22 protein-coding genes and 1 pseudogene are annotated in these 22,132 nt (G+C 70.9%); 17 read left to right on the top strand and 6 right to left on the bottom strand.

Annotated features, from left to right (window positions below):
- Complete coding sequence (locus ACFYM6_RS27190) at positions 1 to 1,089, top strand: aromatic acid exporter family protein (RefSeq protein ID WP_387279988.1); 1,089 nt, start codon at positions 1 to 3, stop codon at positions 1,087 to 1,089.
- 31 nt (positions 1,090 to 1,120) lie between these two features.
- Here ACFYM6_RS27190 and ACFYM6_RS27185 read toward each other — a convergent pair whose 3' ends face one another.
- A complete protein-coding gene (locus ACFYM6_RS27185; protein ID WP_387279987.1) occupies positions 1,121 to 1,858 on the bottom strand; it encodes a GntR family transcriptional regulator in 738 nt (245 codons plus the stop codon).
- Between the two features lie 166 nt (positions 1,859 to 2,024).
- On the opposite strand from ACFYM6_RS27185, the gene iolC reads away from it, so the two are divergent.
- The 4 genes from iolC to iolD are packed head-to-tail and all read left to right on the top strand — an operon-like array spanning position 2,025 to position 6,815.
- A complete protein-coding gene (iolC, locus tag ACFYM6_RS27180) occupies positions 2,025 to 3,002 on the top strand; it encodes a 5-dehydro-2-deoxygluconokinase (RefSeq protein WP_387279985.1) in 978 nt (325 codons plus the stop codon).
- On the top strand, positions 2,999 to 3,898 hold the full coding sequence (locus ACFYM6_RS27175) for an aldolase (protein WP_387279983.1): 900 nt from the start codon (positions 2,999 to 3,001) through the stop codon (positions 3,896 to 3,898). Before iolC ends, ACFYM6_RS27175 begins: the two co-directional genes overlap by 4 nt.
- Positions 3,895 to 4,821: a 5-deoxy-glucuronate isomerase gene (gene iolB / locus ACFYM6_RS27170; protein ID WP_387279981.1), complete on the top strand. Its 927-nt coding sequence runs from the start codon at positions 3,895 to 3,897 to the stop codon at positions 4,819 to 4,821. Before ACFYM6_RS27175 ends, iolB begins: the two co-directional genes overlap by 4 nt.
- Positions 4,818 to 6,815, top strand: a complete 1,998-nt coding sequence (gene iolD / locus ACFYM6_RS27165; protein ID WP_387279979.1) for a 3D-(3,5/4)-trihydroxycyclohexane-1,2-dione acylhydrolase (decyclizing) — start codon at positions 4,818 to 4,820, stop codon at positions 6,813 to 6,815. Before iolB ends, iolD begins: the two co-directional genes overlap by 4 nt.
- Here the strand turns inward: iolD and ACFYM6_RS27160 are convergent.
- Positions 6,783 to 8,057, bottom strand: a complete 1,275-nt coding sequence (locus ACFYM6_RS27160; protein ID WP_387279977.1) for an APC family permease — start codon at positions 8,055 to 8,057, stop codon at positions 6,783 to 6,785. The genes iolD and ACFYM6_RS27160 overlap by 33 nt on opposite strands.
- Positions 8,058 to 8,119: 62 nt before the next feature.
- Here ACFYM6_RS27160 and ACFYM6_RS27155 point away from each other — a divergent pair, with 62 nt between their 5' ends.
- Entirely contained in the window at positions 8,120 to 8,893 is a 774-nt protein-coding gene (locus ACFYM6_RS27155) for an ArsR family transcriptional regulator (RefSeq protein ID WP_387279975.1), read from the top strand.
- Between the two features lie 13 nt (positions 8,894 to 8,906).
- Entirely contained in the window at positions 8,907 to 9,302 is a 396-nt protein-coding gene (locus tag ACFYM6_RS27150) for a VOC family protein (protein ID WP_387279973.1), read from the top strand.
- Between the two features lie 32 nt (positions 9,303 to 9,334).
- On the opposite strand, the gene ACFYM6_RS27145 is transcribed toward ACFYM6_RS27150, so the two are convergent.
- Positions 9,335 to 10,078, bottom strand: coding sequence for a glyoxalase (locus ACFYM6_RS27145; protein ID WP_387279971.1), 744 nt, complete (start codon positions 10,076 to 10,078; stop codon positions 9,335 to 9,337).
- Between the two features lie 287 nt (positions 10,079 to 10,365).
- Here ACFYM6_RS27145 and ACFYM6_RS27140 point away from each other — a divergent pair, with 287 nt between their 5' ends.
- From ACFYM6_RS27140 to ACFYM6_RS27105, 8 genes and pseudogenes are all read left to right on the top strand, one after another.
- Positions 10,366 to 11,046 (top strand): DedA family protein, encoded by a 681-nt coding sequence (locus ACFYM6_RS27140; protein WP_387279969.1) that lies wholly within the window; start codon positions 10,366 to 10,368, stop codon positions 11,044 to 11,046.
- Positions 11,047 to 11,056: 10 nt separating this feature from the next.
- Entirely contained in the window at positions 11,057 to 11,500 is a 444-nt protein-coding gene (locus ACFYM6_RS27135; protein ID WP_387279967.1) for an OsmC family protein, read from the top strand.
- Between the two features lie 54 nt (positions 11,501 to 11,554).
- Positions 11,555 to 11,770 (top strand): annotated as a pseudogene (locus ACFYM6_RS27130) (cation transporter); the annotation flags it as partial.
- Positions 11,771 to 11,946: 176 nt separating this feature from the next.
- Positions 11,947 to 12,372, top strand: coding sequence for a molybdopterin-binding protein (locus ACFYM6_RS27125; protein ID WP_387279965.1), 426 nt, complete (start codon positions 11,947 to 11,949; stop codon positions 12,370 to 12,372).
- 11 nt (positions 12,373 to 12,383) lie between these two features.
- Entirely contained in the window at positions 12,384 to 13,169 is a 786-nt protein-coding gene (gene modA, locus ACFYM6_RS27120; RefSeq protein ID WP_387280037.1) for a molybdate ABC transporter substrate-binding protein, read from the top strand.
- A gap of 17 nt (positions 13,170 to 13,186) precedes the next feature.
- Positions 13,187 to 14,011 (top strand): ABC transporter permease, encoded by an 825-nt coding sequence (locus ACFYM6_RS27115; RefSeq protein WP_387280035.1) that lies wholly within the window; start codon positions 13,187 to 13,189, stop codon positions 14,009 to 14,011.
- Positions 14,008 to 15,111 carry an ABC transporter ATP-binding protein gene (locus ACFYM6_RS27110; RefSeq protein WP_387279963.1) on the top strand — a complete coding sequence of 368 codons (1,104 nt, stop codon included), beginning with the start codon at positions 14,008 to 14,010 and terminating at the stop codon, positions 15,109 to 15,111. Before ACFYM6_RS27115 ends, ACFYM6_RS27110 begins: the two co-directional genes overlap by 4 nt.
- A 197-nt stretch (positions 15,112 to 15,308) precedes the next feature.
- Positions 15,309 to 16,940 (top strand): esterase/lipase family protein, encoded by a 1,632-nt coding sequence (locus ACFYM6_RS27105; protein ID WP_387279961.1) that lies wholly within the window; start codon positions 15,309 to 15,311, stop codon positions 16,938 to 16,940.
- A gap of 336 nt (positions 16,941 to 17,276) precedes the next feature.
- Here the strand turns inward: ACFYM6_RS27105 and ACFYM6_RS27100 are convergent, their stop codons facing one another.
- Entirely contained in the window at positions 17,277 to 18,167 is an 891-nt protein-coding gene (locus ACFYM6_RS27100) for a helix-turn-helix transcriptional regulator (protein ID WP_387279959.1), read from the bottom strand.
- 255 nt (positions 18,168 to 18,422) lie between these two features.
- On the opposite strand from ACFYM6_RS27100, the gene ACFYM6_RS27095 reads away from it, so the two are divergent.
- Both ACFYM6_RS27095 and ACFYM6_RS27090 read left to right on the top strand, forming a co-directional pair.
- The gene (locus ACFYM6_RS27095) at positions 18,423 to 19,445 is read left to right on the top strand and encodes a zinc-dependent alcohol dehydrogenase family protein (protein WP_387279957.1); all 1,023 of its coding nucleotides are present in this window, start codon (positions 18,423 to 18,425) and stop codon (positions 19,443 to 19,445) included.
- 151 nt (positions 19,446 to 19,596) lie between these two features.
- Positions 19,597 to 19,920, top strand: a complete 324-nt coding sequence (locus tag ACFYM6_RS27090) for a carboxymuconolactone decarboxylase family protein (protein ID WP_387279955.1) — start codon at positions 19,597 to 19,599, stop codon at positions 19,918 to 19,920.
- A 23-nt stretch (positions 19,921 to 19,943) separates the two neighbouring features.
- Here the strand turns inward: ACFYM6_RS27090 and ACFYM6_RS27085 are convergent, their stop codons facing one another.
- Together ACFYM6_RS27085 and ACFYM6_RS27080 are read right to left on the bottom strand one after the other, a co-directional pair.
- Positions 19,944 to 21,683 carry a multicopper oxidase family protein gene (locus ACFYM6_RS27085; protein ID WP_387279954.1) on the bottom strand — a complete coding sequence of 580 codons (1,740 nt, stop codon included), beginning with the start codon at positions 21,681 to 21,683 and terminating at the stop codon, positions 19,944 to 19,946.
- On the bottom strand, positions 21,680 to 22,132 hold the full coding sequence (locus ACFYM6_RS27080) for a DUF6220 domain-containing protein (RefSeq protein WP_387279952.1): 453 nt from the start codon (positions 22,130 to 22,132) through the stop codon (positions 21,680 to 21,682). Before ACFYM6_RS27080 ends, ACFYM6_RS27085 begins: the two co-directional genes overlap by 4 nt.

Here is a 22,132-nt window from a genome sequence, read left to right as displayed (position 1 = left end):
GTGCGCCACTTTCTCGCCACCCGCCAGTTGGTGGCCATCGCGCTGCTCTCCGTCCAGGCCGGGCTTGCCACGGCCGCCGCGTGGCTCATCGCCACACATTTCCTCGGCCGCGAGGCGCCGGTGTTCGCCCCTGTGGCCGCTCTCGCCACGATCGCCGCTGCCACCGGGCAACGCACCAGGCAGGCGGTGGAACTGCTCATCGGGGTGGGGCTGGGCATCACGGTGGCCGACGCCCTGCTCTATCTCGTCGGTAGCGGAGCGTGGCAGATCTCCGTTGTTGTCTCCAGTTCCATCGCGCTGAGCATGCTGGTCGCCGGCCGCAGCGGTGCCATGGTCAGTCAGGCGGGCGCGACCGCCACGCTGTTCGCCACACTCGCCGGGAATCAACGCAGTCTCGAGCTACCCCGCATCATCGACGCCGCTGTGGGCGCCTCGGTCGGCTTCCTCGCCGTGGCACTGCTCCTGCCCCTGGACCCGTTGCGGGCGGTCGACCGCGCCGCCAGACCGTTCTTCACCGACCTCGCCGCCGCTATCCACACCACCGCCCAGGCCCTGGCCACCGGCGACCGCAACCTTGCCATGCGCGCCCTGGGCAGCCTCAACACGATCGACACCGACAGCACGCGCCTCAACGAAGCCCTGCGAGCCGCTGACGAGGCCGTGACCATCGCCCCCTGGTGGCGCCATCGGCGCCACCGCTACCAGCAGTACCGGGCGGCCTCGGATCAACTCGACGCCTTCGCCATCGACATCCGAGTGCTGGCCCGCCGGGTCGCCACCCTGCTCGAATATCACGAACCTGTTCCGCCCCCGCTGCACCAGGCCGTGGACACCCTCGGCGACGCCCTGGCCCACCTTCATCGCGAGTGTGCCACCGCCAGGGCATCAGGACAGACCCGCCAAGCCGTCCTCGAAGCCGCACGCCTGGCCGGACACGCCAGCAGGCACCCAACCTACGCGTTCGGTGAGACTGTCGTCCTCCAGATCCGCAGCGCCGCCAGCGACCTGCTCCGTGCCACCGACCTCACCCCTGAAGAGGCCAACCACCTCGTCCGTAACGCCGCCACCGAGCCCGATACCAAGCGGTAGGCGGACAGAGCGGGCCAGCTGAAGCCCCGCGTCAGCGCTGGTCGATCATGACGTCGATGCTGTAGTCCTGCGCTCGGTAGCAGTGGTCGCCGTACTCCACCGGTGCGCCGACCGCGTCGAACGCGCTGCGCGTCATGGTGAGCACGGGCTCCGCGGGCCGTAGCTGGAGGTGGCGGCGCTCCACCGCGTCCGGCATGCGCGCGCCTATCGACTGGTGTGCGACGACGGGACGCACGCCGCGCTCCCGTAGCACGGCGTACAGGCCCGTTGCTTCAAGATCGTCCTTGTCGATGTCGGTGTACGGCGGTGGCAGCCAGTTGCGGAGGATGGCCAGTGGCCGACCACCGGCCAGCCGCAGGCGGACGATGGCGAGGAGTTCGGTATCGGCGGGCAGGTCGAGCATGCCGGCTATCTGCTCGTCCCGCTTCAGCTCGTGCTGCAGGAGGATGGTCTCGGGCTGGACGCCCTCGCGCTTGAGGTCGTCGTAGAGGCTGGTGAGTTCGGCGCGTCGATGCACCTTGCGGTTCGCGACCGTGGTGCCCAGCCCCCGCCGTCGTACGAGGAAGCCGCGGTTGACCAGCTCCAGGATGGCGCGCCGCACGGTCGGGCGGGACAGGCTGAGCCGCGTCGCGAGCGCGATCTCGTTCTCGAAGGGGTCGCCGGGTCGCAGCTGGCCCGTGGCGATGGCGTTGCTGAGCTGCTCCGCGAGCTGGTGGTAGAGCGGCACGGGAGAGGAGCGGTCGATCGTCACGCCAACTTGAATTGCCACGGCCGCACTCTACACCTGCCTTGACAGTAAGACAGCACGTAACTATGTCAGAACAAACTCTTGACAGAACTTTTACCCCCAGGCAGGCTCTCGGGCAACGTTGGCGGCCCGGCCAGGGGCCGCGTAGCGGGCCGGGGCATACCTCCATGCACGGGATGGGATACGGATGCGCATCGGGCGTGGCGTGACGGCGTACGACCTGGTGGCGATGGGCCGGACCGGGGTCGACATCTATCCGCTCGACCACGGCGTGGGGCTTGAGGACGTCAAGCGGTTCGAGAAGTTCCTGGGCGGCAGCGCGACGAACGTGGCGGTGGCCGCGGCCCGGCACGGGCGGCGGACCGCCCTCGTCACCCGTACCGGCCGCGACCCCTTCGGCCGGTACATCCACCGCGCGCTACGCGGGTTCGACGTGGATGACGCCTTTGTCACCGAGGTCGACGGCCCGCCGACGCCGGTCACCTTCTGCGAGATCTTTCCCCCGGATGACTTCCCGCTGTACTTCTACCGCTATCCGGTTGCCCCCGACCTGCTGATCGAAGCGGACGAGATCCCGCTCGACGCGATCCGCGACGCGGCCGTCTACTGGAGCACGGTCACCGGTCTGTCGCAGGACCCGTCCCGCTCGGCGCACTTCGCCGCCTGGCGGGCTCGCGGCCGGCGGGCGCACACCATCCTCGACCTCGACTACCGGCCGATGTTCTGGTCGAGCCCCGAGGAGGCCACCGCCCAGATGGGCGAAGCCCTGCGGCACGTCACGGTCGCGGTGGGCAACCGCGAGGAGTGCGAGATCGCGGTCGGTGAGACCGACCCGCAGCGCGCCGCCGACTCCTTGCTGGGCATGGGGGTCGAGTTGGCCATCGTCAAGCAGGGCCCCAAGGGCGTCCTCGCCGCGACCACCACCGAGCGCATCGAGGTGCCGCCCGTTCCCGTGGCGGTCGTCAACGGCCTCGGCGCCGGCGACGCCTTCGGCGGCGCCCTCGTCCACGGGCTGCTCAGCGGCTGGGACCTGCACCGCGTCCTGCGGTTCGCCAACGCGGCGGGGGCCATCGTCGCATCCCGGCTCGAATGCTCCAGCGCCATGCCGACAACAGCCGAGGTCGAGGTGCTCCTCGGCGACCGGGAAGAGGAGGTGGCACGATGATCACGACCTCGATACGACCGCGTATCCGTGAGCTGACCGAGGTCCGGGTGCGTGAGCCGGAGCGGATCGCCGCCGGGTGGGCCGCCCGCAGGCGCCGCGACCTGGTGGGCCCCGACGGCCAACTGCTCATCGTGGCCGCGGACCACCCCGCCCGCGGCGCCCTCGGCGTACGGGACAACCGCCAGGCCATGGCCTCCCGCAGCGAGTTGCTGGAACGCCTTGCCACCGCGCTGTCCCGCCCCGGTGCCGACGGGGTGCTCGGCACCCCCGACATCCTTGACGATCTGCTGCTGCTCGGCGCGCTCGACGACAAGATCGCCATCGGCTCGATGAATCGGGGCGGCCTGCAGGGCTCGGTCTTCGAGTTCGACGACCGCTTCACCGCCTACGACGTCGCGGAGATCGCCGCCCGAGGACTCGACGGGGGCAAGATGCTCACCCGGATCTGCCTCGATGATGCGGCGACACCGGCAACCCTGGAGGCGAGCGGCCGGGCGGTCACGGAACTGTCCGGGCGTGGCCTGATGGCGATGGTGGAGCCCTTCCTGTCCGTCCGCGTCGATGGCCGGGTCCGCAACCTGCTGGACCCTGAATCGGTCATCGCCTCGATCCACATCGGCTCAGCGCTCGGGGCGAGCAGCCAGCACACCTGGCTGAAGCTGCCGGTCGTCGACGACCTGGCCCGGGTCATGGACGCCACGACCCTGCCGGCTCTCCTGCTCGGCGGCGATCCGAGCGGCCGCCCCGACGAGACGTACGCCGCGTGGGGCGCGGCGCTCGACCTGCCCGCGGTACGCGGACTGGTCGTCGGGCGCGCGCTGCTCTTCCCACCGGACGGCGACGTGGCGGCGGCCGTCGACATCGCTGCGGGCCTCGTCCACCGGCAGCCCTCGTGAGCACGACCAGCCGCTGGGTCCACCGGTACGGCACGGCCGGAGAGGGCGACTTCCAGGTGGCGATCACGGACGCCCTGGACGGGTGGGAGCACACCAGCCTCCGAGTGGCCACGCTGCCGCCGGCCGGTCAGGTCGACCTCGCCACCGGCAACAGCGAGATCATCGTCGTTCCGCTGCGCGGCGGCCCGGACGTCGAGGTCGTCGACCACAACGGCGCACGGCACGACGTCGGGCTCACCGGCCGGGAGAGTGTCTTCACCGGCCCGACCGATGTGTGCTACGTACCCCGGGAGGCGCGTCTCACGGTGCGCAACCCGGGCCGCGCGCCGGCCGTGGTCGCGCTGGCGGGAGCGAGGGCGACGAAGCTCGCCGCACCGCTGCCGGTGTGGCACCTGGCCGCCGCCGACGTGCCCGTTGAACTCCGCGGCGCCGGCATGGCCTCGCGTGAGGTGCGCAACTTCGGCATCCCACAGGTGCTGGACGCCGACTCGATCATCGCGTGCGAGGTCGTCACACCGGCCGGCAACTGGAGCTCCTACCCGCCGCACAAGCACGACGAGCAGCGCGACGGTGTGGAGACCGAACTCGAAGAGATCTACTACTTCGAGGTCCGGACCGAGGCTGGCGGCACGCCGGTCGACGGCGCCGACCCGGTCGCCTACCAACGGGTCTACGGCATGCCGCAGCGTCCGATCGATGTCCTCGCCGAGGTCCGCTCCGGTGACGTGGTCCTCGTACCGCACGGCTGGCACGGCCCGGCGATGGCCCTGCCCGGCTACGACCTCTACTACCTCAACGTGATGGCCGGCCCCGGCGCCACCCGGGCCTGGCTGATCTGTGACGACCCGGCCCACGGGTGGGTGCGCCAGTCATGGGCTGGACAGGCCGTGGACCCAAGACTGCCGATGGGAGGGCCTCGATGACCGCGAGCGCCACGACGATTCGCCTGACCGTCGGCCAGGCCGTCGTACGTTACCTCGCCAACCAGTGGAGCGAGCGCGACGGCGTGCGCCAGAAGCTGTTCGCCGGCTGCCTCGGCATCTTCGGCCACGGCAACGTCGCGGGTCTGGGTCAGGCCCTGCTGCAGAACGAACTCGCCGGCGGCGCCGAACACCTGCCGTACGTGCTGGCCCGCAACGAGCAGGCGATGGTGCACCTGGCGGCCGCCTACGCCCGCCAGAAGGACCGCCTCCAGACCTGGGCCTGCACCGCGTCGATCGGCCCCGGCTCCACCAACATGCTCACCGGCACCGCACTGGCCACCGTCAACCGCCTGCCGGTGCTGTTGCTCCCGTCGGACACCTTCGCCACCCGGGTGTCCGAGCCGGTACTCCAGGAACTGGAGGTGCCCTACGGCGGCGACCTCACCGTCAACGACGCCTTCCGTCCGCTGTCCCGCTTCTTCGACCGGATCAACCGGCCCGAGCAGTTGCCCTCGGCCCTGCTGGGTGCCATGCGGGTGCTGACCGATCCGGTGGAAACCGGGGCGGTGACGATCGCGCTGCCGCAGGACGTGCAGGCCGAGGCGTACGACTGGCCGCTGGAACTGTTCGCCGAGCGGGTCTGGCGGGTGGCCCGGCCCCCGGCGGAGGCGGCCGACATCGCCGACGCCGCCGCGATCATCCGGTCGGCCCGCCAGCCGTTCATCGTCGCCGGCGGCGGGGTGCACTACTCCGGTGCCGAAGCGGCGCTGCGCGCGTTCTGCGAGGCGACCGGCATTCCGGTCGGCGAAAGCCAGGCCGGCAAGGGCTCACTGCCACACGGTCACCCACAGGCGATGGGCGCCGTCGGATCGACCGGCACCACCGCCGCCAACGCGCTCGCCCGCGACGCGGACGTCGTCATCGGGATCGGCACCCGCTACAGCGACTTCACCACCGCCTCGCGCACGGCCTTCCAGGACCCGGCCGTCCGCTTCGTCAACATCAATGTCGCCCGCTTCGACACCGGCAAGCACGCCGGTCTGTCGATCGTGGCCGACGCCCGGGAGGCGCTGACCGCGCTCGGCGCGGCCCTCGACGGGTACGCGGTGGCCCCCGAGCACCGGCAGCGGCAGGCCCGCCTGTGGCGGGACTGGGACGCACGGGTGGAGGCCACCTACCACCCCGGTCCGGAGGTCGTGGACACGCTCCCCGCCGGCGTGCTCACCCAGGGCATGGTGCTGGGCCGGGTCAACGAGCTGTCCGACCCCCGGGACGTGGTGGTGTGCGCCGCCGGCTCCATGCCCGGCGACCTGCACAAGCTTTGGCGGGTCCGGGACCGCAAGGCGTACCACGTCGAGTACGGCTACTCGTGCATGGGCTACGAGATCCCCGGCGGCATCGGGGTACGGCTGGCCGACCCCGACCGGGACGTTTTCATCCTGGTGGGCGACGGCTCGTACCTGATGATGCCGACCGAGCTGGTCACCGCGGTCCAGGAACGTGTCAAGGTCATCGTCGTCCTGGTCCAGAACCACGGCTTCCACTCCATCGGTTCGCTGTCGGAATCGCTCGGCTCGCAGCGGTTCGGCACCCGGTACCGATACCGCGACGACGCCACCGGCCGCCTCGACGGCGCAAAGCTGTCGGTCGACCTCGCCGCCAACGCCCGCAGCCTCGGCGCCACCGTCATCGAGGTGCGCAGCCCGGAGGAGCTCGACCGGGCGATCAAGGACGCCAGGGCGATCCCCGCCGACGGCGGACCCGTCGTCATCCACGTCGAGACCGACCCCACGGTCCACGCCCCCGACAGCGACTCCTGGTGGGACGTACCGGTCAGCCAGGTCAGCGAACTCGACAGCACCCGGCAGGCGTACCAGAGCTACGCCGCGCACAAGGCCACCCAGCGCCCCCACCTGGCGCCGACGGAGATGACCAAGCCGGCTGGGTCCGCAATCGGGCAATCAGGTCGGTCGGGCGGTGAGGGCCAAGCGTAGGCCGCGATAGAGCAGGCCGACGGCGAAGACGGCCAGTCCGGCGAGTACGGCGGTGATCGGCAGCGCGGCGACCAGGATCACGCAGCCGAGCGCGCCGAGCAGCTGCAGCGGGCGCGGAAATCGGCGCTGTTCCGGGGGCTGGGTCAAGGCCGAGATGTTGGCGATGAGGTAGTAGGTGAGCACGCCGAAGGACGAGAAGCCGATGACGTTGCGTAGGTCGGTCACGAGCACGAGAACTCCGACCGCGGCGGCAAGAGCGATCTCGGCGTGGTGCGGCACCCGGAACCGGGGATGTACGGCGGCCAGCCAACCCGGCAGATCGCGTTCGCGAGCCATGGCCAAGCTCGTACGTCCAACACCGGCGATCAGAGCCAGCAGTGAACCCAGCGCCGCCGCGGCGGCACCGATGCGTACGATCGGCGAGGCCCAACTCCAGCCGGCGGCCTGCACCGCGGTAGCCAGGGGTGCGGCAGATTGGGCGAGCCGGTCGGGGCCGAGCACCAGCAGCAGGCTGAGCGCCACCGTGAGGTAGACGGCCATGGTGATGGCCAGGGCGAGCACGATCGCACGGGGGATCGTGCGTCGTGGGTCACGGACCTCTTCACCCATGGTGGCGATGCGTGCGTAGCCGGCGAAGGCGAAGAACAGCAACCCGCCCGACTGCAGGATTCCGTACCATCCGCCGGACGGTCCCGCCCACCTCGACAGGTGGGACCCGGTGTCCGCCCCACCGGCTACGTTCAGTGCCACCGCCAAGGCCAGTACCGCCAGGACAATCGTGACCAGGACGCGGGTCAGTCGGGCGGTGCGGGTAACGCCCCGGTAGTTGACGGCCGCCAGGCCGATCACCGCGGCGAGGGCAACCGGCCGCTGCCATCCTTCGGGCGCGGCGTATTCGGCGAAGGTCAGGGCAATGGCAGCGCAGGAGGCTGTCTTGCCTACCACGAATCCCCACCCGGCGAGGAAGCCCCACCAGTCGCCCAGCCGCTCGCGCCCGTAGATGTAGGTCCCACCGGAGGTCGGGTACACCGCTGCCAACTGCGCGGAAGAGGTCCCATTGCAGTAGGCCACGACGGCCGCCAACGCCAGGCCGATCAGTAGGCCGCTGCCGGCCGCCTTCGCGGCGGGTGCGAAGGCGGCGAACACCCCGGCACCGATCATCGACCCCAGGCCGATGACCACCGCGTCAGAGGTGCCCAACCGGCGGGCCAGCGTCGTGGGGTGGCCTGGGCTGTCCGCCACCTGCAGTGCCTACCTCCCCGCGCGAATATTAGGTCAAACCGATTTGATGTATTCTGCTGACCATGGCGTCGTCGAGTCAAGCCACCCCGGCGTTCGTACGCCTGGCGGCCCATCCGCTGCGGTGGCGGCTGCTGACCGAACTCGCCGACAGCGACTACCGGGTCCGGGAACTGGCGACGCGGGTGGGTGAACCGCAGAACCTGGTCTCCTACCATCTGCGGCTACTGCGTGACGGCGGGCTGGTCACCGCCACCCGCAGCAGCTTCGACGGCCGCGACAGCTACTACCACCTGGACCTGGATCGCTGTACGGACGCGCTGGCCGAGACCGGCGCCGCGCTGCACCCCGCGCTGCACCGGGCGCAGGCACCCCGCACATCCCCAGCTGACCTGCAGCGCTCGCCCCGCGTCGGGGTGCTGTTCGTGTGCACCGGCAACAGCGCCCGCTCGCCGATAGCCGAGGCCCTGCTACGCCACCGCACCGGCGGCCGGGCCGAGTCGGTCAGCGCCGGCAGCCACCCCAAGTCCCGCCTTCATCCCAACGCCGCACGGGTGCTGCACGACCAGTTCGGTATTGACATCACCGGCCAGCGCCCCCGGCACTGGGACACGGTGACCGGTCGCCGGTTCGACTACGTGATCAGCCTGTGCGACAAGGCCCGCGAGGTCTGCCCGGACTTCCCGGACCATCCCCGGCGGGCGCACTGGAGCATCCCCGACCCCGCCGCGCCCGGCGGCACCGACCAGGCCGGCTACCTCGCCTTTCAGCACGCCGCAGCCGAGATCGACACCCGTATCAGGCACCTGCTGTCTGCCCTTGGCACCTACCGGCCTTGAAGGAGGATCAGCCGTGACCGCAGCCAACCAGTACGCCAGCGTCCGCTACGTCGTTGATGACGTCCAAGCGGCCATCGACTTCTACACCACCCATCTCGGCTTCACCCTGAACACCAGTGCCGCGCCCGCCTTCGCCGACGTGGTACGCGGACCGCTGCGACTGCTCCTGTCCGGGCCAGCCAGCTCCGGCGCCCGCGCCACCCCCGCCGACGCCACCGCCGCCGGACGTAACCGCATCCACCTGACCGTCGACGACCTGGACACCGAGATCGACCGACTGCGTGCCGCCGGCCTGCCATTCCGCAGCGACCTGGTCACCGGCCCCGGCGGACGTCAAATCCTGCTCACCGACCCCGCCGGCAACCTCATCGAACTGTTCCAACCCGCCCACCGCCCGGACGCACCCTGACCGCCTCATCGCCGCCGCGCAGTGGTCGATGTTCAGGCCGTGGCGGGCATCCACCCCTCGAGCAGCGTGGGGTCGGTGACGGCGGACTCGACCCGATGACGCTCCTCCATGGTCAGGCTGAGTTGCCGAAGCTTGACGCCCCACTCCGGTACCCGTTCCGGCTCCTCCAGTGCCGTCGACAGCTCGATGATGATGGCTAGCGCCACTCCCTGCTCGACGGCCGGTGCGCCGTCGCCGTGGCGGCGCAGTCCCGAGTTCAAGGCCCGGAAGGCGGCTCGATCATCGTTTTTGAACTCACGCAGGATCCGCACATTGTCCAGAACCCGGGCAAGTCCCTGGAGCTGCTTGGAGCCGCCGTACTCCAATTCCGTCGGCTCGTCCCGCTGGATGAAGATGATCGAGTTTCCCGACGGGTCCATGACGGTGAACCGTGAGGCACCGGGCCGGTATCGGGTTATCCGCGGTAGCCCCTTGGCAAGCACCTTCCCGTAGGTGCGGCGCATCGCATCGGTGAACGCCGCGTGGTAGGGCGCGACGCTATCGACCATTACCAGGCATCCGCCGGTGTTCTCCAGCGACGGGTCCACGTTGTTGGCGGCGCGCCCGTAGTGCAGCTCGAACCCCCGCCACCGGAACGCCAGGTACAGGTAGGGCTTCGACTGTTCGTAGGTCACGGCGAAGCCCAGGGCACTCCAGAAGGCCAGGGTTTCCTCCGGTGCCACACAGGGCAGCATCGGCACGACGGTCTCGTTGGGCTGGACACGCTCGTCAAGCATCGTCAGCACCTCTGTTCGACGGGCAGGCGCCGCAGCAGTCTGCCAAACCCGCGACGATCGTGCACATGCAATAAATCGACAATTGCCGCAAGGATTTGACATTGCTCTGCCGGCGGGCAGGCTCATACCACCGGCTTCGGGCGCCAATGGCGGGTCCTACCGCGGCTGCGCATGAGTGAGACGGTGCCGGCACGGTCCGCGGTATTCGACAGACTGGCCGCCCAGCAGCCACCGCGACGTCAGGCCGATGTTCGGCGGGAGATGCCTTTCCCGCCGAATCTGGCTACGTGTTCGACACGGTCGACGCGGCGCTGGCCACGGTCGCGGGAAGTCCATGGGTGCTGCTCGTCGTCGTCATTGTGGCAGCGGCGGATGCCCTCGTTCCGCTGGCCCCGAGCGAGAGCACGGTGATCGCTGTCGCCGTGGCGTCAGCCGCCAGCGGGCACCCACCGCTGGTCGCCGTCGTCGTCGCTGCGGCGCTCGGTGCGTACGGTGGTGACCGGCTGGCGTACGGCGTGGGCCGCTGGTGTGGGCCGGCGATGACTGCCCGCCTGCAGCGGCGCCGGCGAACTCGCGCCATGGCGGAGCTGGCACATCGCGTGATGCACCGGCGCGGTCGCACGCTTATCGTCTTCGGGCGCTACCTGCCCGGTGGGCGCTCGGCGACCGCTGTCACCGCCGGCCTGGTCGGGTACCCGTTGGGCCGGTTCCAACGGTTCACCGCGTTGGCGGTCACCATCTGGGCCGTCTGGGCGACGTTGCTGGGCTACGGCGGCGGCGCACTCTTCGGTAGTAACCCCACGCTGGGGCTCGCCCTCGCCTACACCGTGGCGGCTACGGTGGCCGTCGTCGCCGGCCTCGTCCGTCGCCTGGGCGGGTCCCTGGCGCCTGGCCGGTTAGGGCGTGTCCTGAGGACGGGTCGATCGACCGGCCGGGCCGGTGGCTCGGGGACCAGCAGGCCTGGGTAGCTTCCCTGTCATGAGTGAGGACACCTTCCGCTCGGTGGAGATCGAGCGCACCAGCGTCGGGCAGTACGTCGTGCGGAACGTCCGCGGTGGATCGATGTCGATGGGCACGGGCCAGGATGCCAGCTTCACGCCGGTGGAACTCCTGCTGGCGGCGATCGGCGGCTGCACCGCGATCGACGTGGACCTCATCACCAGCCGCCGCGCGGAGCCGGCTCAGTTCTCCGTTGCGGTCACCGGCGACAAGGTCCGGGACGAGGCCGGAGGCAACCGGATGCAGAACCTCACTGTCGAGTTCACCGTGACGTTCCCAGCTGGCGTGGAGGGCGACAAGGCACGCGAGGCGCTGCCCCGGTCGCTGCAGCAGTCGCACGACCGGCTCTGCACCGTCTCCCGTACCGTCGAACTCGGCACTCCCGTCTCGATCGTCGAGGCCGCCGGTCCCACCGGGGACTGAGGTCTCCGGGCCACGGCCGCCACCAGCCGGTCGAGGGCCCGTCGGTCATGTTCCGGGGTGATCGTCGCCGCTGTCGTGATCGCCATGACCGGCTGGCTCTACGCGGATCTCGTCGTCGCGGTGGCGGTCGGCGTGTTCATCCTCCCGCGTACCTGGCAACTCGCCCGCGCCGCGCTGCGTGTGCTGGTGCAGGCGGCCCCGCCGCACATCGACGTGGCGTCGGTCCGGGCGAACCTGATCGACGTGCCCGGGGTAGCCGACGTGCATGACCGGTCCGCCCCTCGCCAACGCGACACTGCGTGGTCGAAGCCCTGGCAGCCCTCGTCGCCCGGTCGCCGGTCCTGCCTCCAGCACGCAGATGCGGCACCTGACCCGCTATTGGCGGCCGAAGATGCCGACGGACTGGCGGGTTTTGCTTGGCAGGTGCCGGACGTTAGGGTGCCCGTGTGACGGCATTTCGGATCGGTGAGGCAGCCGAACTGCTCGGGGTCAGCCCGGACACGGTCCGTCGTTGGATCGACGCCGGACGGTTGAGCGCGACCCGGGATGACCACGGCCACCGGACGATCGACGGGGTTGAACTCGCCACGTTCGTCAGCGGTCAAGCCGGTGCAGCGGACGGTCGAGCCGACGCGTCGTCGGCGCGGAATCGGCTGCGGGGCATCGTCACCGCGGTGGTGAAGGACACGGTCATGGCGCAGGTAGACATCCAGGCCGGGCCGTTCCGGCTGGTGTCGCTGATGAGTCGCGAGGCCGTCGATCAGCTGGACCTGCAGGTCGGTTCGGTTGCGGTCGCAGTGATCAAGTCGACCACGGTGGTGGTGGAGAGATCCACCCCGGCCATGGCGAACAAGGGGAGGGCCGCCACGTGACATCGCATCGCATGCGCACCCTGCTGACCGCAGTGGCGGTGTCTGCGCTGGTCGCGGTGACCGGCTGCGGCGGCAACGACACGACTGGTGCACAGACCGACACGAGCGCCAGCGCGGGTGTCACCGGCACGGTGAACGTGTTCGCCGCGGCGTCCCTGACCGAGACGTTCACCAAACTCGGCAAAGACTTCGAGGCCGCACACCCCGGCACCACGGTGAAGTTCAACTTCGCCGGCAGTTCCGCGCTCGCAACGCAGATCAACCAGGGCGCGCCGGCGGACGTGTTCGCGTCCGCGGCGCCGACGAACATGAAGACGGTGACCGACGCCGGCAACGCCGACGGCACCCCGGCCACGTTCGTGAGGAACCAGCTCGTCATCGCCGTGCCAGAGGGCAACCCGAAGGGCGTCAAGGGCTTGGCCGACCTGACCAGGCCCGGGGTGCAGGTCGCCCTGTGCGCCGAGCAGGTTCCCTGCGGCGCCGCAGCGAAGAAGGCGCTCGACACCAGCGGGGTCAAGCTCACCCCGGTCACCCTGGAGCAGGACGTCAAGGCCGCGTTGTCGAAGGTGAAGCTCGGCGAGGTCGACGCCGCCCTGGTGTACCGCACCGACGCCAAGGCCGCCGCGGCCGACGTCGAGGGCATCGAGTTCCCCGAATCGGCGGGAGCGGTCAACGACTACCCGATCGTCGCGCTAAAGGGGGCCAGGAACGCGGCCGGCGCGAAGGCGTTCGTCGCCTACGTGCTGTCCGACCCGGGGAAGGCGGTGCTGACCGAGGCCGGGTTCCAAGCCCCGTGACCGGCACCGACGCCGTCGTGGCGGGCCGGCCCGAGAGCACGCCGTCCCGCCGCGGCACCCCGGGCCGGCAGGTGCCCGCCGCACTGCTGCTGCCCGCCGTACTCGGGCTGATGTTCCTTGTGCTCCCGCTTGCTGGGCTGCTGATCCGGGCGCCGTGGGCAACGCTGCCGCAGCGACTGGCCACACCCGGCGTGCTCACGGCCCTGCGGCTGTCCCTGCAGTGCGCCACCCTGGCGACGCTGCTGTGCCTCGCCCTCGGCATCCCGCTCGCGTGGCTCCTCGCCCGGGTCGATTTCCCCGGCCGACGGCTGGTCCGTGCGCTGGTCACCGTCCCGCTGGTGCTGCCGCCGGTCGTCGGTGGAGTGGCGCTGCTGCTGGTCTTCGGCCGCCGCGGCCTATTCGGCGGCTGGCTCGACAGCACGTTCGGCATCACGCTGCCGTTCACCACGACCGGCGTTGTGCTGGCCGAGGCATTCGTGGCGATGCCGTTCCTGATCATCGCCGTCGAGGGCGCGCTGCGCGGGGCCGACCGCCGGTACGAGGAGGCCGCCGCGACGCTCGGCGCCGGCCGGTGGACGACGTTCACCCACGTGACGCTGCCGCTGGTCGCGCCCGGGATCGCCGCCGGGGCCGTGCTCTGCTGGGCCCGCGCACTGGGTGAATTCGGTGCGACCATCACCTTCGCCGGCAACTATCCCGGCACCACGCAGACCATGCCACTGGCCGTGTACCTGGCCCTGGAGACCGACCTGGACGCCGCCATCGTGCTCAGCCTCATCCTGCTCACCGTCTCCGTGGCCATCCTCGCCGGGCTGCGCGACCGCTGGATCAGCAGCACATGACCACCGTTCCCGAACCCGTCACGGCGGCCCGGGCGCCGGTCGACGGCCCGATGCTCGACGCGCACCTGGTCGTCGACCGGGGCACGTTCCGCCTCGAGGTCGCGCTGCGCATCGCCGCCGGGGAGGTCGTGGCGCTGCTCGGCCCCAACGGCGCGGGCAAGACGACCGCCCTGCGCGCCCTCGCCGGCCTGCAACCGCTCACCGACGGCCACCTGGCGCTCTCCGGCGGCGACCTGGACCGCCCCGAGCGCCGGGTGTGGACGCCGCCCGAGGACCGCCCGATCGGCGTGGTGTTCCAGGACTACCTGCTCTTCCCGCACCTGACCGCCGTGGACAACGTCGCGTTCGGACTCCGCCGACGCGGCTTGGACCGCCGTGCGGCGCGTGCCCGGGCCGAGTCGTGGCTGGCCCGGGTCGGGCTTGCCGACCACGGCCGCCGCAAACCCCGGCAGCTGTCCGGTGGGCAGGCGCAACGGGTTGCGCTCGCCCGCGCCCTCGCCGTCGACCCGACCCTGCTGCTGCTCGACGAGCCCCTCGCCGCGCTCGACGCCCGTACCCGCCTGGACACCCGCGCCGAGCTGCACCGCCACCTCACCGCCCACCCCGGAGCGACGCTGCTGGTCACCCACGACCCGCTCGACGCGCTCGTGCTTGCCGACCGGCTGGTCATCGTCGAGGACGGCCGGGTCGTGCAGGAGGGCGACGCCGCCGCGGTCACCGCCCGGCCCCGCACCGACTACGTCGCCCGCCTGGTCGGGCTCAACCTGTACCGCGGACGGGCCGACGGCCACACCGTCCACCTCGCCGACGGGTTCACGCTCGCCTGTGCCGACCGGCTCGACGGCGACGCCTTCGTGGTCTTCCCGCCCGCGGCCGTCGCGCTGCACCCCCAGCGGCCCGACGGCAGCGCCCGCAACACCTGGCCGGCCACGATCACCGGGATCCAGCGCCACGGCGACAACCTTCGCGTCCAACTCGCCGGACCGATCACGGCCGCCGCCGACGTCACCCCGGCCGCCGCCGCCCACCTGCGGCTCACGCCGGGCCAGCAGGTGTGGGCCGCGGTCAAGGCCACCGAAACCCAGGCGTACCCAGCCTGACCTGCACACCGCAGGACACTCGTGACCGCCGCCCCCCCAACGAGCCCGGCGACCGGTACGTGGTCGCCGTCGAACCGTCCGCCGCCATGCGCGCCCGCCGGGGCGCAGCCAGTGGGGCAACGGGTTCGGTCGGAACGCTCTCCTGCACGACATGAGCGTGGGAGAGTCGGCGCAGAGCCTCACCCGAAGGAGGAGGAGTGCCGAGCCGTTGGCGCTGGTTGGCACTGCTCGGGGTCGCCGCCATCTTTCCGCTGGCCGAGTCCCTCGTGCTCGTGTTGATCGGGTTCCGGCAGGCGGAGGGATTGATCGGGCAGAGTTCGGCGGTCTGGCCGTACGACTCCTACCACGATATGCGCTGGCTGCTGGTCTACCACAATTCCTGGTGGGTGTTCGGGCTCGGCCTGGTGGGGGCGATCGTGCTGCGCGGGGCGCTGTCCGCGGTGCTGGTCGGCCTGTCCTGGCCGGCCGGGAAGCGCCGGCCATTACGGCGGACCCTGCTGCTGCGCAATCTCGGCGTGGCGGCGTTGACGGCCGCCATCGTCGCGCCGTTCGCTGCGCTCGCGGTGGCCGCGTCGGTGGTGTCCCTGTCCTGGGTTCTGTTCGTCTCGCTGATCCCCATGGTGATATTGGCCCCGTTCCTGCAGCGGATGTCGGTGGGTGCGGGCTGGTGGCGTGGCCTGCCGACGATGGAACTGTTCGGCTGGTCGTCGCTGAACTTCGTGGTCATCACCGTGGCCGGTGGCCTGGTGTGGAGCGCCGCCGAGACGTGGACGCCGATCGTCGCCGTGGCCGTCGGGATGGTCAACGGCCTGCTGTGGAACAGGACCGTGCGGGCGGCCGTGCTGCCCTCCCACGTGCGATTGCGGCAGGTGCCGGTGGTACCGATCGTCGTGGTGCTGGTGCTGGCCATCCCGCCGGTGGCGCAGGCGCTCACCCAGCGCCACCCCGAGACGACCAGCTTCTCGCCACCGATCTTCAACCGGCGGCTACCCCAGCGGGTGCCCCACGCGGTGATCCTGCTGGCCGGACACAATTCCGCGTACGACGGCCGGCCCGCCGCGGATCCGAACGTGGAGCGTTTCTCGTATGACGGCCTGGACTCGGGTGGCCGTCCGCTGGCATACCGCTCGACCGCCACCCACCGGTCCTTGGAGTCCAGCGCGCAGTTGCTCGCCGCGCAGGTCGAGGCGGTACACCGGCGCACCGGTCGGCCGATCGCCCTGGTCGGGGAGAGCGAAGGCGCGATGGTGGCCCGCACCTACCTACGAAACCCGAAGCCACCAGTGGCGGCGCTGGTGATGCTCAGCCCGCTGGTCCGCACCGGCCGCGCGTACTACCCGCCACCGACCGCCGACTCCGGCTACGGCGTGGCCACCGGCTGGCTGCTACGGGCCATGTACACACTGGCGAGCGTGGGCTCCGCAACCGGCGACCACCCGGATGAGCCGTTCATCCGCTCGCTGCTGGAAGACGGGCCCTTCTACCGCTTCCAGACCATGTGCCCAATTCCGGGCGTCCGGGTGATCGCCTTCCTGCCCACGGTCAGCGCTGCCGAGGCGCCACCGGGTCTGTACACCAGGATCCCGGTGGTCGAGTTGCCGTCCCTTCACGTGGAGTTGCTTGGCCAGGGGATGGTCGACGCACAGTTGATCGACTTTCTCGCCGGAAAGAACCTGAGCCGCGTCCGCAGCGAGTACGTACTGATACAGGCGCTGGCGGCAGCCTGGCAAGCACCCCTCCTGACGGTGGACGCGAACCCCGTATGGCGGCCCAAAGCGCCGCCCGGGCCATCGTTCTCGCCGGTCCGGATCTGCGGTCCGGTCCGGTGAAGAACACGCCCTGGCGTCTGTCACCTGCGAGCGGCGTGGGTGCAACTGGGCGTTGTCGCCCTGTTGACGCCGCGAGGTCTCCGGTGCCCGGTCCGCCAATCAAGAAGACCGGTGGACCGGGGACCTCACGACCACGGTTCTGCCACCGACGGAGCTGCAACCGGCTCGGTGTTGGCCGGGTTGGCCGGGCGGAGCCGGTCTGGGGACCTCGGCTCAGCCGAGGGTGGTGGTGTCGATGACGAATCGGTAGCGGACGGACTATGGACAAATCCGCGAGTTCTCGCGGCGAGGCAAGATCGCCCCGGTACGGGCGGGCCGGGCAACCGCGCCAGAACATCACTCCGTGAAAGCGGTTTGTGCGCCGGCGTCCGCTTGCTGTGAGGCGGCCCAGGACGCGAGCAGGCGCAGCGCGTCCTCGGATGGGGAGCCGGGCTCCGCGGTGAAGATGGTGAGAGTGAGGCCGGGCTCGGCGACCATCTCCAACCCTTCGTAGGCGAGGGTCAGGTCCCCGACGATGGGATGGCGGAAATACTTGGCGCCGGTGCCGTGGTGCCGGACGTTGTGGGCTCCCCAGCGCTTCCGGAACTCGTCGCTGCAGGTGGAGAGTTCGCCCACGAGGTCGTGAAGATCCTTGTCGTGCGGGTCGCGGCCGGCTTCGGTGCGCAGGATGGCGACGCAGATGTCGGCGGCGACGTTCCAATCCGGGTAGAAGCGGTGCGCTTTCTCGTCGAGGAAGGTGAACCGTGCGAGGTTGGCGGGCCGTTGCGGATCGCCGTACACGTCGACGTAGAACGCGCGGGCGAGCCGGTTCGCGGCGAGCAGGTCCATGCGGCCGTTACGGACGAACGCGGGACCTTGGGTGACGGCGTCGAGGGCCCATTGCAGGCTGGGGCGTGGGGACCACTGCCGTGCCGGCCGGCGCCGGGGCCGCATGAGGGCACTGCTGCCGTCCGCGGCTCGGGCGAGGTCGAGCAGGTGGGCCCGCTCCGCGTCGTCGAGCTGGAGCGCCCGTGCGATGGCGTTCAGCACACCAGGCGATACTCCGGCGAGCGAGCCCCGTTCGAGCTTCGAGTAGTACTCGATGCTCACCCCGGCCAGCGACGCGACTTCGCTGCGGCGTAGTCCCGGAACCCGCCGGTTGGGGCCGGCGGGCAGACCGGCCTGCTCCGGGCTGATCTTGGCGCGTCGCGAGACGAGGAACTCGCGGACCTCTGAGCGGTTGTCCACGTCTCGACCGTACGTGTCACGGCTGGCCGGCGGGGTGCCCTGTCAGTACACCTTCCAGGAGAAACTCCCTGAGCGGGCGCTGCCGGGGTTTGCTGGGTGGCGATGAACGCAACCACCGGCCGCGCCCAGGGGGAGTGACTGTCGTCGTCCTCGGCGGGGTCGTACGCCCGGCTCCCGGCATCATCGCGGCCTGCTCGGGTAGGACGCGGAAGCTGGCAGGTCGGGTCGCGGCCGGTCCTTTGGGAGGAAGAACCTATGCGTGGTGTCGTCATGCACGCCCCCGGCGACGTCCGGGTGGAAACGCGGGAGGATCCCCGGATCCTGCTCCCGACCGACGCGATCATTCGGCTGTCCGCGACCTGTGTCTGCGGTTCGGACCTGTGGCCGTATCGGGGCGTTGAAGTGTCGAAGGGGCCGTCGCCGATGGGGCACGAGTACGTCGGCGTCGTCCAGGAGGTCGGCAGCGAGGTCAAGAACATCAAGCCGGGCCAGTTCGTGGTCGGCTCCTTCTTCGCCTCCGACAACACCTGTCCGATCTGCCGGGCCGGCTACCAGAGTTCATGCATCCACCGAGAGCCGGTGGGCGGACTCGGCGCCCAGGCCGAGTACCTGCGTGTCCCGCTGGCGGACGGCACCCTGGTCGCCACGCCCGACACTCCCTCGGACGACCTGATTCCGGGCCTCCTCGCCGCCTCCGACGTGCTCGGCACGGGCTGGTTCGGCGCCGTCGCCGCAGAGGTCGGCCCGGGCAGGACCGTCGCAGTGGTCGGCGACGGGGCTGTCGGTCTGCTCGCCGTGCTGGCGGCCAAGCACTTCGGCGCGGAACGCATCATCGCGATGAGCCGGCACGAGCCTCGCCAGCGGCTCGCGGCACACTACGGCGCGACCCATGTCGTCACCGAGCGCGGCGATGAGGGCGTGGCGCGGATCAAGGAACTGACCGACGGGCTCGGGGCGCACTCGGTCATCGAGGCGGTCGGCACGCAGGAGTCGATGATGCAGGCCATCCGTTCCACCCGTGCCGGCGGTCACGTCGGGTACGTCGGAGTGGCCCACGACGTCCAGCTGCCCGGCGACGAGCTGTTCTTCTCCCACGTGCACCTGCACGGCGGCCCCGCCCCGGTACGCCGGTTCCTGCCCGAGCTGATCGCCCTGATCTGGAACCGGGAGATCGATCCCGGCAAGGTCTTCGACCTCACCCTGCCCCTTGAGCAGGCCGCCGAGGGGTACCAGGCCATGGACGAGCGTCGCGCCATCAAGGTCCTCCTCAACCCGTGACGACCTGCGCCGCCCCGGAGAGGGTGGCCACCGTGGCAGCGACAAGCCGCTGCATCCATTGGGCTGCCGGCAGCCCGCGTGACCACCAGCCGGCGGCCGCGCCGTCCCGCGGCCGCCGCCTCACCCACCGACCAACAGGAGGAGTACGGACATGTCCGAGACCACTCAGCAGAGCCCCGCTCGGAAGATGCTCGGAGACTTCGCGCCCAAGCTCGTCTCGCTCACCGACGACGTGCTCTTCGCCGACGTCTGGGAACGCGCCGACCTCGCGCCCCGCGACCGCAGCCTGATCACCATCGCGGCCCTGGTCGCGGGTGGCAACGGCGAACAGTTGCCGTTCCACCTCAACCTCGGCAAGCAGAACGGCCTCACGCAGGCCGAGATCGTCGAGGCCATCACCCACCTGGCGTTCTACACCGGGTGGCCGCAGGCCATGTCCGCCATCTTGGTGGCCAAGCAGACCTTCGAGGGCTGACCGGAGTGCCAGCCGGCTCACCTTCACCCGTACATCAGGTGCAGCGTCATTCCGGCGTCGGCGTGTGCCAGGTTGTGGCAGTGGTTGGCCCACATTCCGGGGTTGTCGGCTGGGAACGCCACCTCCCAGACGTCGCCGGGCCGTACGTCGAACGAGTCCAGCCACAGGGGACTCCCGGTCGCCGGCTCTCCGTTGCGGGACAGCACCAGGACGTGATGGCCGTGCAGATGCCACGGGTGCACCACCAGTGACCGGTTCACGATCGTGAACTTGACGATGTCGCCGGGGCGTACGACCTGGGGCGGGATGTCCGGACCGGCCGCGCCGTTGACGGTGTGGGCGTACCGCGGAAGTAGTCCGTGCAGGTCGAGGCCGCGGTCGAGGACCAGGGTGAACTCCTTGTCGAACCGGGACCACGGCACCGGGGAACCGGCGCCGTAGGTGAGCGGATCCAGCACCGGCCACGCGCCGGTCGCCGCGGACACCGGCCCGGTCGAGTAGACCGCCCGTCCGTCGACGAACAGCGCCACCGGCGTGGCGGGCGCGGTGAACACCAGGTCGTACCGTCCTCCGGCCGGGATCAGCACGGCGGTGTCCACGAGCGGGGTCGGGCCCTGCAGGTCGGATCCGTCGATCGCGGCGACCCGAAACGGGGTTCCGGCCAGGGCGTAGTGGTGCGCCGTGCTGTCGGTGTTGATCAGCCGCAGCCGTACGGGCGTCCCCGCCTCGACCGGTTCCGTTCGCGGTGCGGGCAGCGGAAGGCCGGAGAGGGTGTGCACCGGCACCGTGACGTCGACGCCGGTCGCCGGCACCGGGCGCACCACCAGGACCCCGTAGAGCCCCATCCGCACGCCGACGTCGGACACCGAGTGCGTGTGGTACCAGTACGTCCCGGCCTGGTCGGCGCGGAATCGGTAGGCGAACTCCTGTCCGGGCAGCACCGCCGCCTGCGTCACGCCGGGCACCCCGTCCTGGCTGTTCGGCACGTCGTAGCCGTGCCAGTGCAGCGTGACGCCCCGCGCGATGTCTCGGTTGCGGAGCGTCACCTCCAGGATATCGCCGACGGTGGCGGCCAACTCCGGCCCGGGGACCTGCCCGTTGAACGTCCACGCCGCGACGTCACGGCCGCTCACGCTCACCGTGGCGGTCCTGGCCGTCAGGGTGAACCGCCTGGTCGGTTCGCCCACGGTCCGCGCATCTCCATGTTGGTGATCATGTGGTACGGCGGGAGCAGCTCCCGGTGCGGCGGCCAGCCCGGTTCCGGTCACCAGCGCCGCGACCGCCACCGCCACGGCCGCCCTGGACACCGTCTGCGACGGGCGCGCGCCGAGGACGCGCCACGTGACCGCGGTCGCCGCGACGACCCCGGCGACCGCGAGCAGGCCCGCGCCTGCTGACGCGGGATAGCCGTGCAGGACCGTCACGAGCAGGGCGCCGCTGTCGGCGTACCCGGCGAAGAGGAGCGGGACCGCGACGGACCGGATGTCGCCCGGGGCCCGCAGCAGCCGCGGCCCGGCGACGACCACCGCCGCGAGCGACAGTGGGGCGGCGATGAGGACCTTCTCCGCCGCGAACCACCAGCCGGCGCGGGCGAGCGCGGTGATCGTGATCGCGCGGGCGACCGTGGCGAGCAGCGCGACGGCGGCCAGCGCCAGTGCGAGCCGGCGGCGCCGGGCGGCCGACGTGCCGCCGCCGGCCAGCCACCCGGCGGCCGCGAGGACCGCGATCACCAGGTCGGCCGCGAGTAGCGACCCGACGGTCATGCCGGCTCCCCTTCCCGGACGGCCACGCGGGTGACGCCGGCCGGCGCCGGGCCGGCCAGCTTGCGCGCTGCCCGGTGGACACCGACCACGACGTGCACCGCGACGATTCCGTTGACCGCGTGCAGCCCGGCGATGGCCAGGCCGAACGGCGTGCTGGCGCCCGCGGCGTCGGTGAAGGCGTTCGCGAGCATGGCGAGGAGCGCCTGCAGGACGACGAGGCCGAGCGGCAGGACGGCCAGTCCGACGAGCCGGCCCGGCGCCTTCGTCAGTACGGCGAACAGGATGGTGAGCAGGGTGAGGACGGGGATGACCGCCATCCCGGTGAAGCTGTGCAGCGCATACGCGCCGTCGCCCGCGGGTTTGGTGAACGCGCCGACGGCGGCGAAGACGAACTGCAGGGCGAACGCGACGAGCAACAGGGCGCTGACGACGACCAAGGCCTTGCGCAT

Origin of the sequence: Micromonospora sp. NPDC006431, from assembly GCF_042870725.1 — a bacterium.
In the GTDB taxonomy this organism is placed as follows: Bacteria; Actinomycetota; Actinomycetes; order Mycobacteriales; family Micromonosporaceae; genus Micromonospora.
This window is presented reverse-complemented; position numbering and strand designations above follow the sequence as displayed.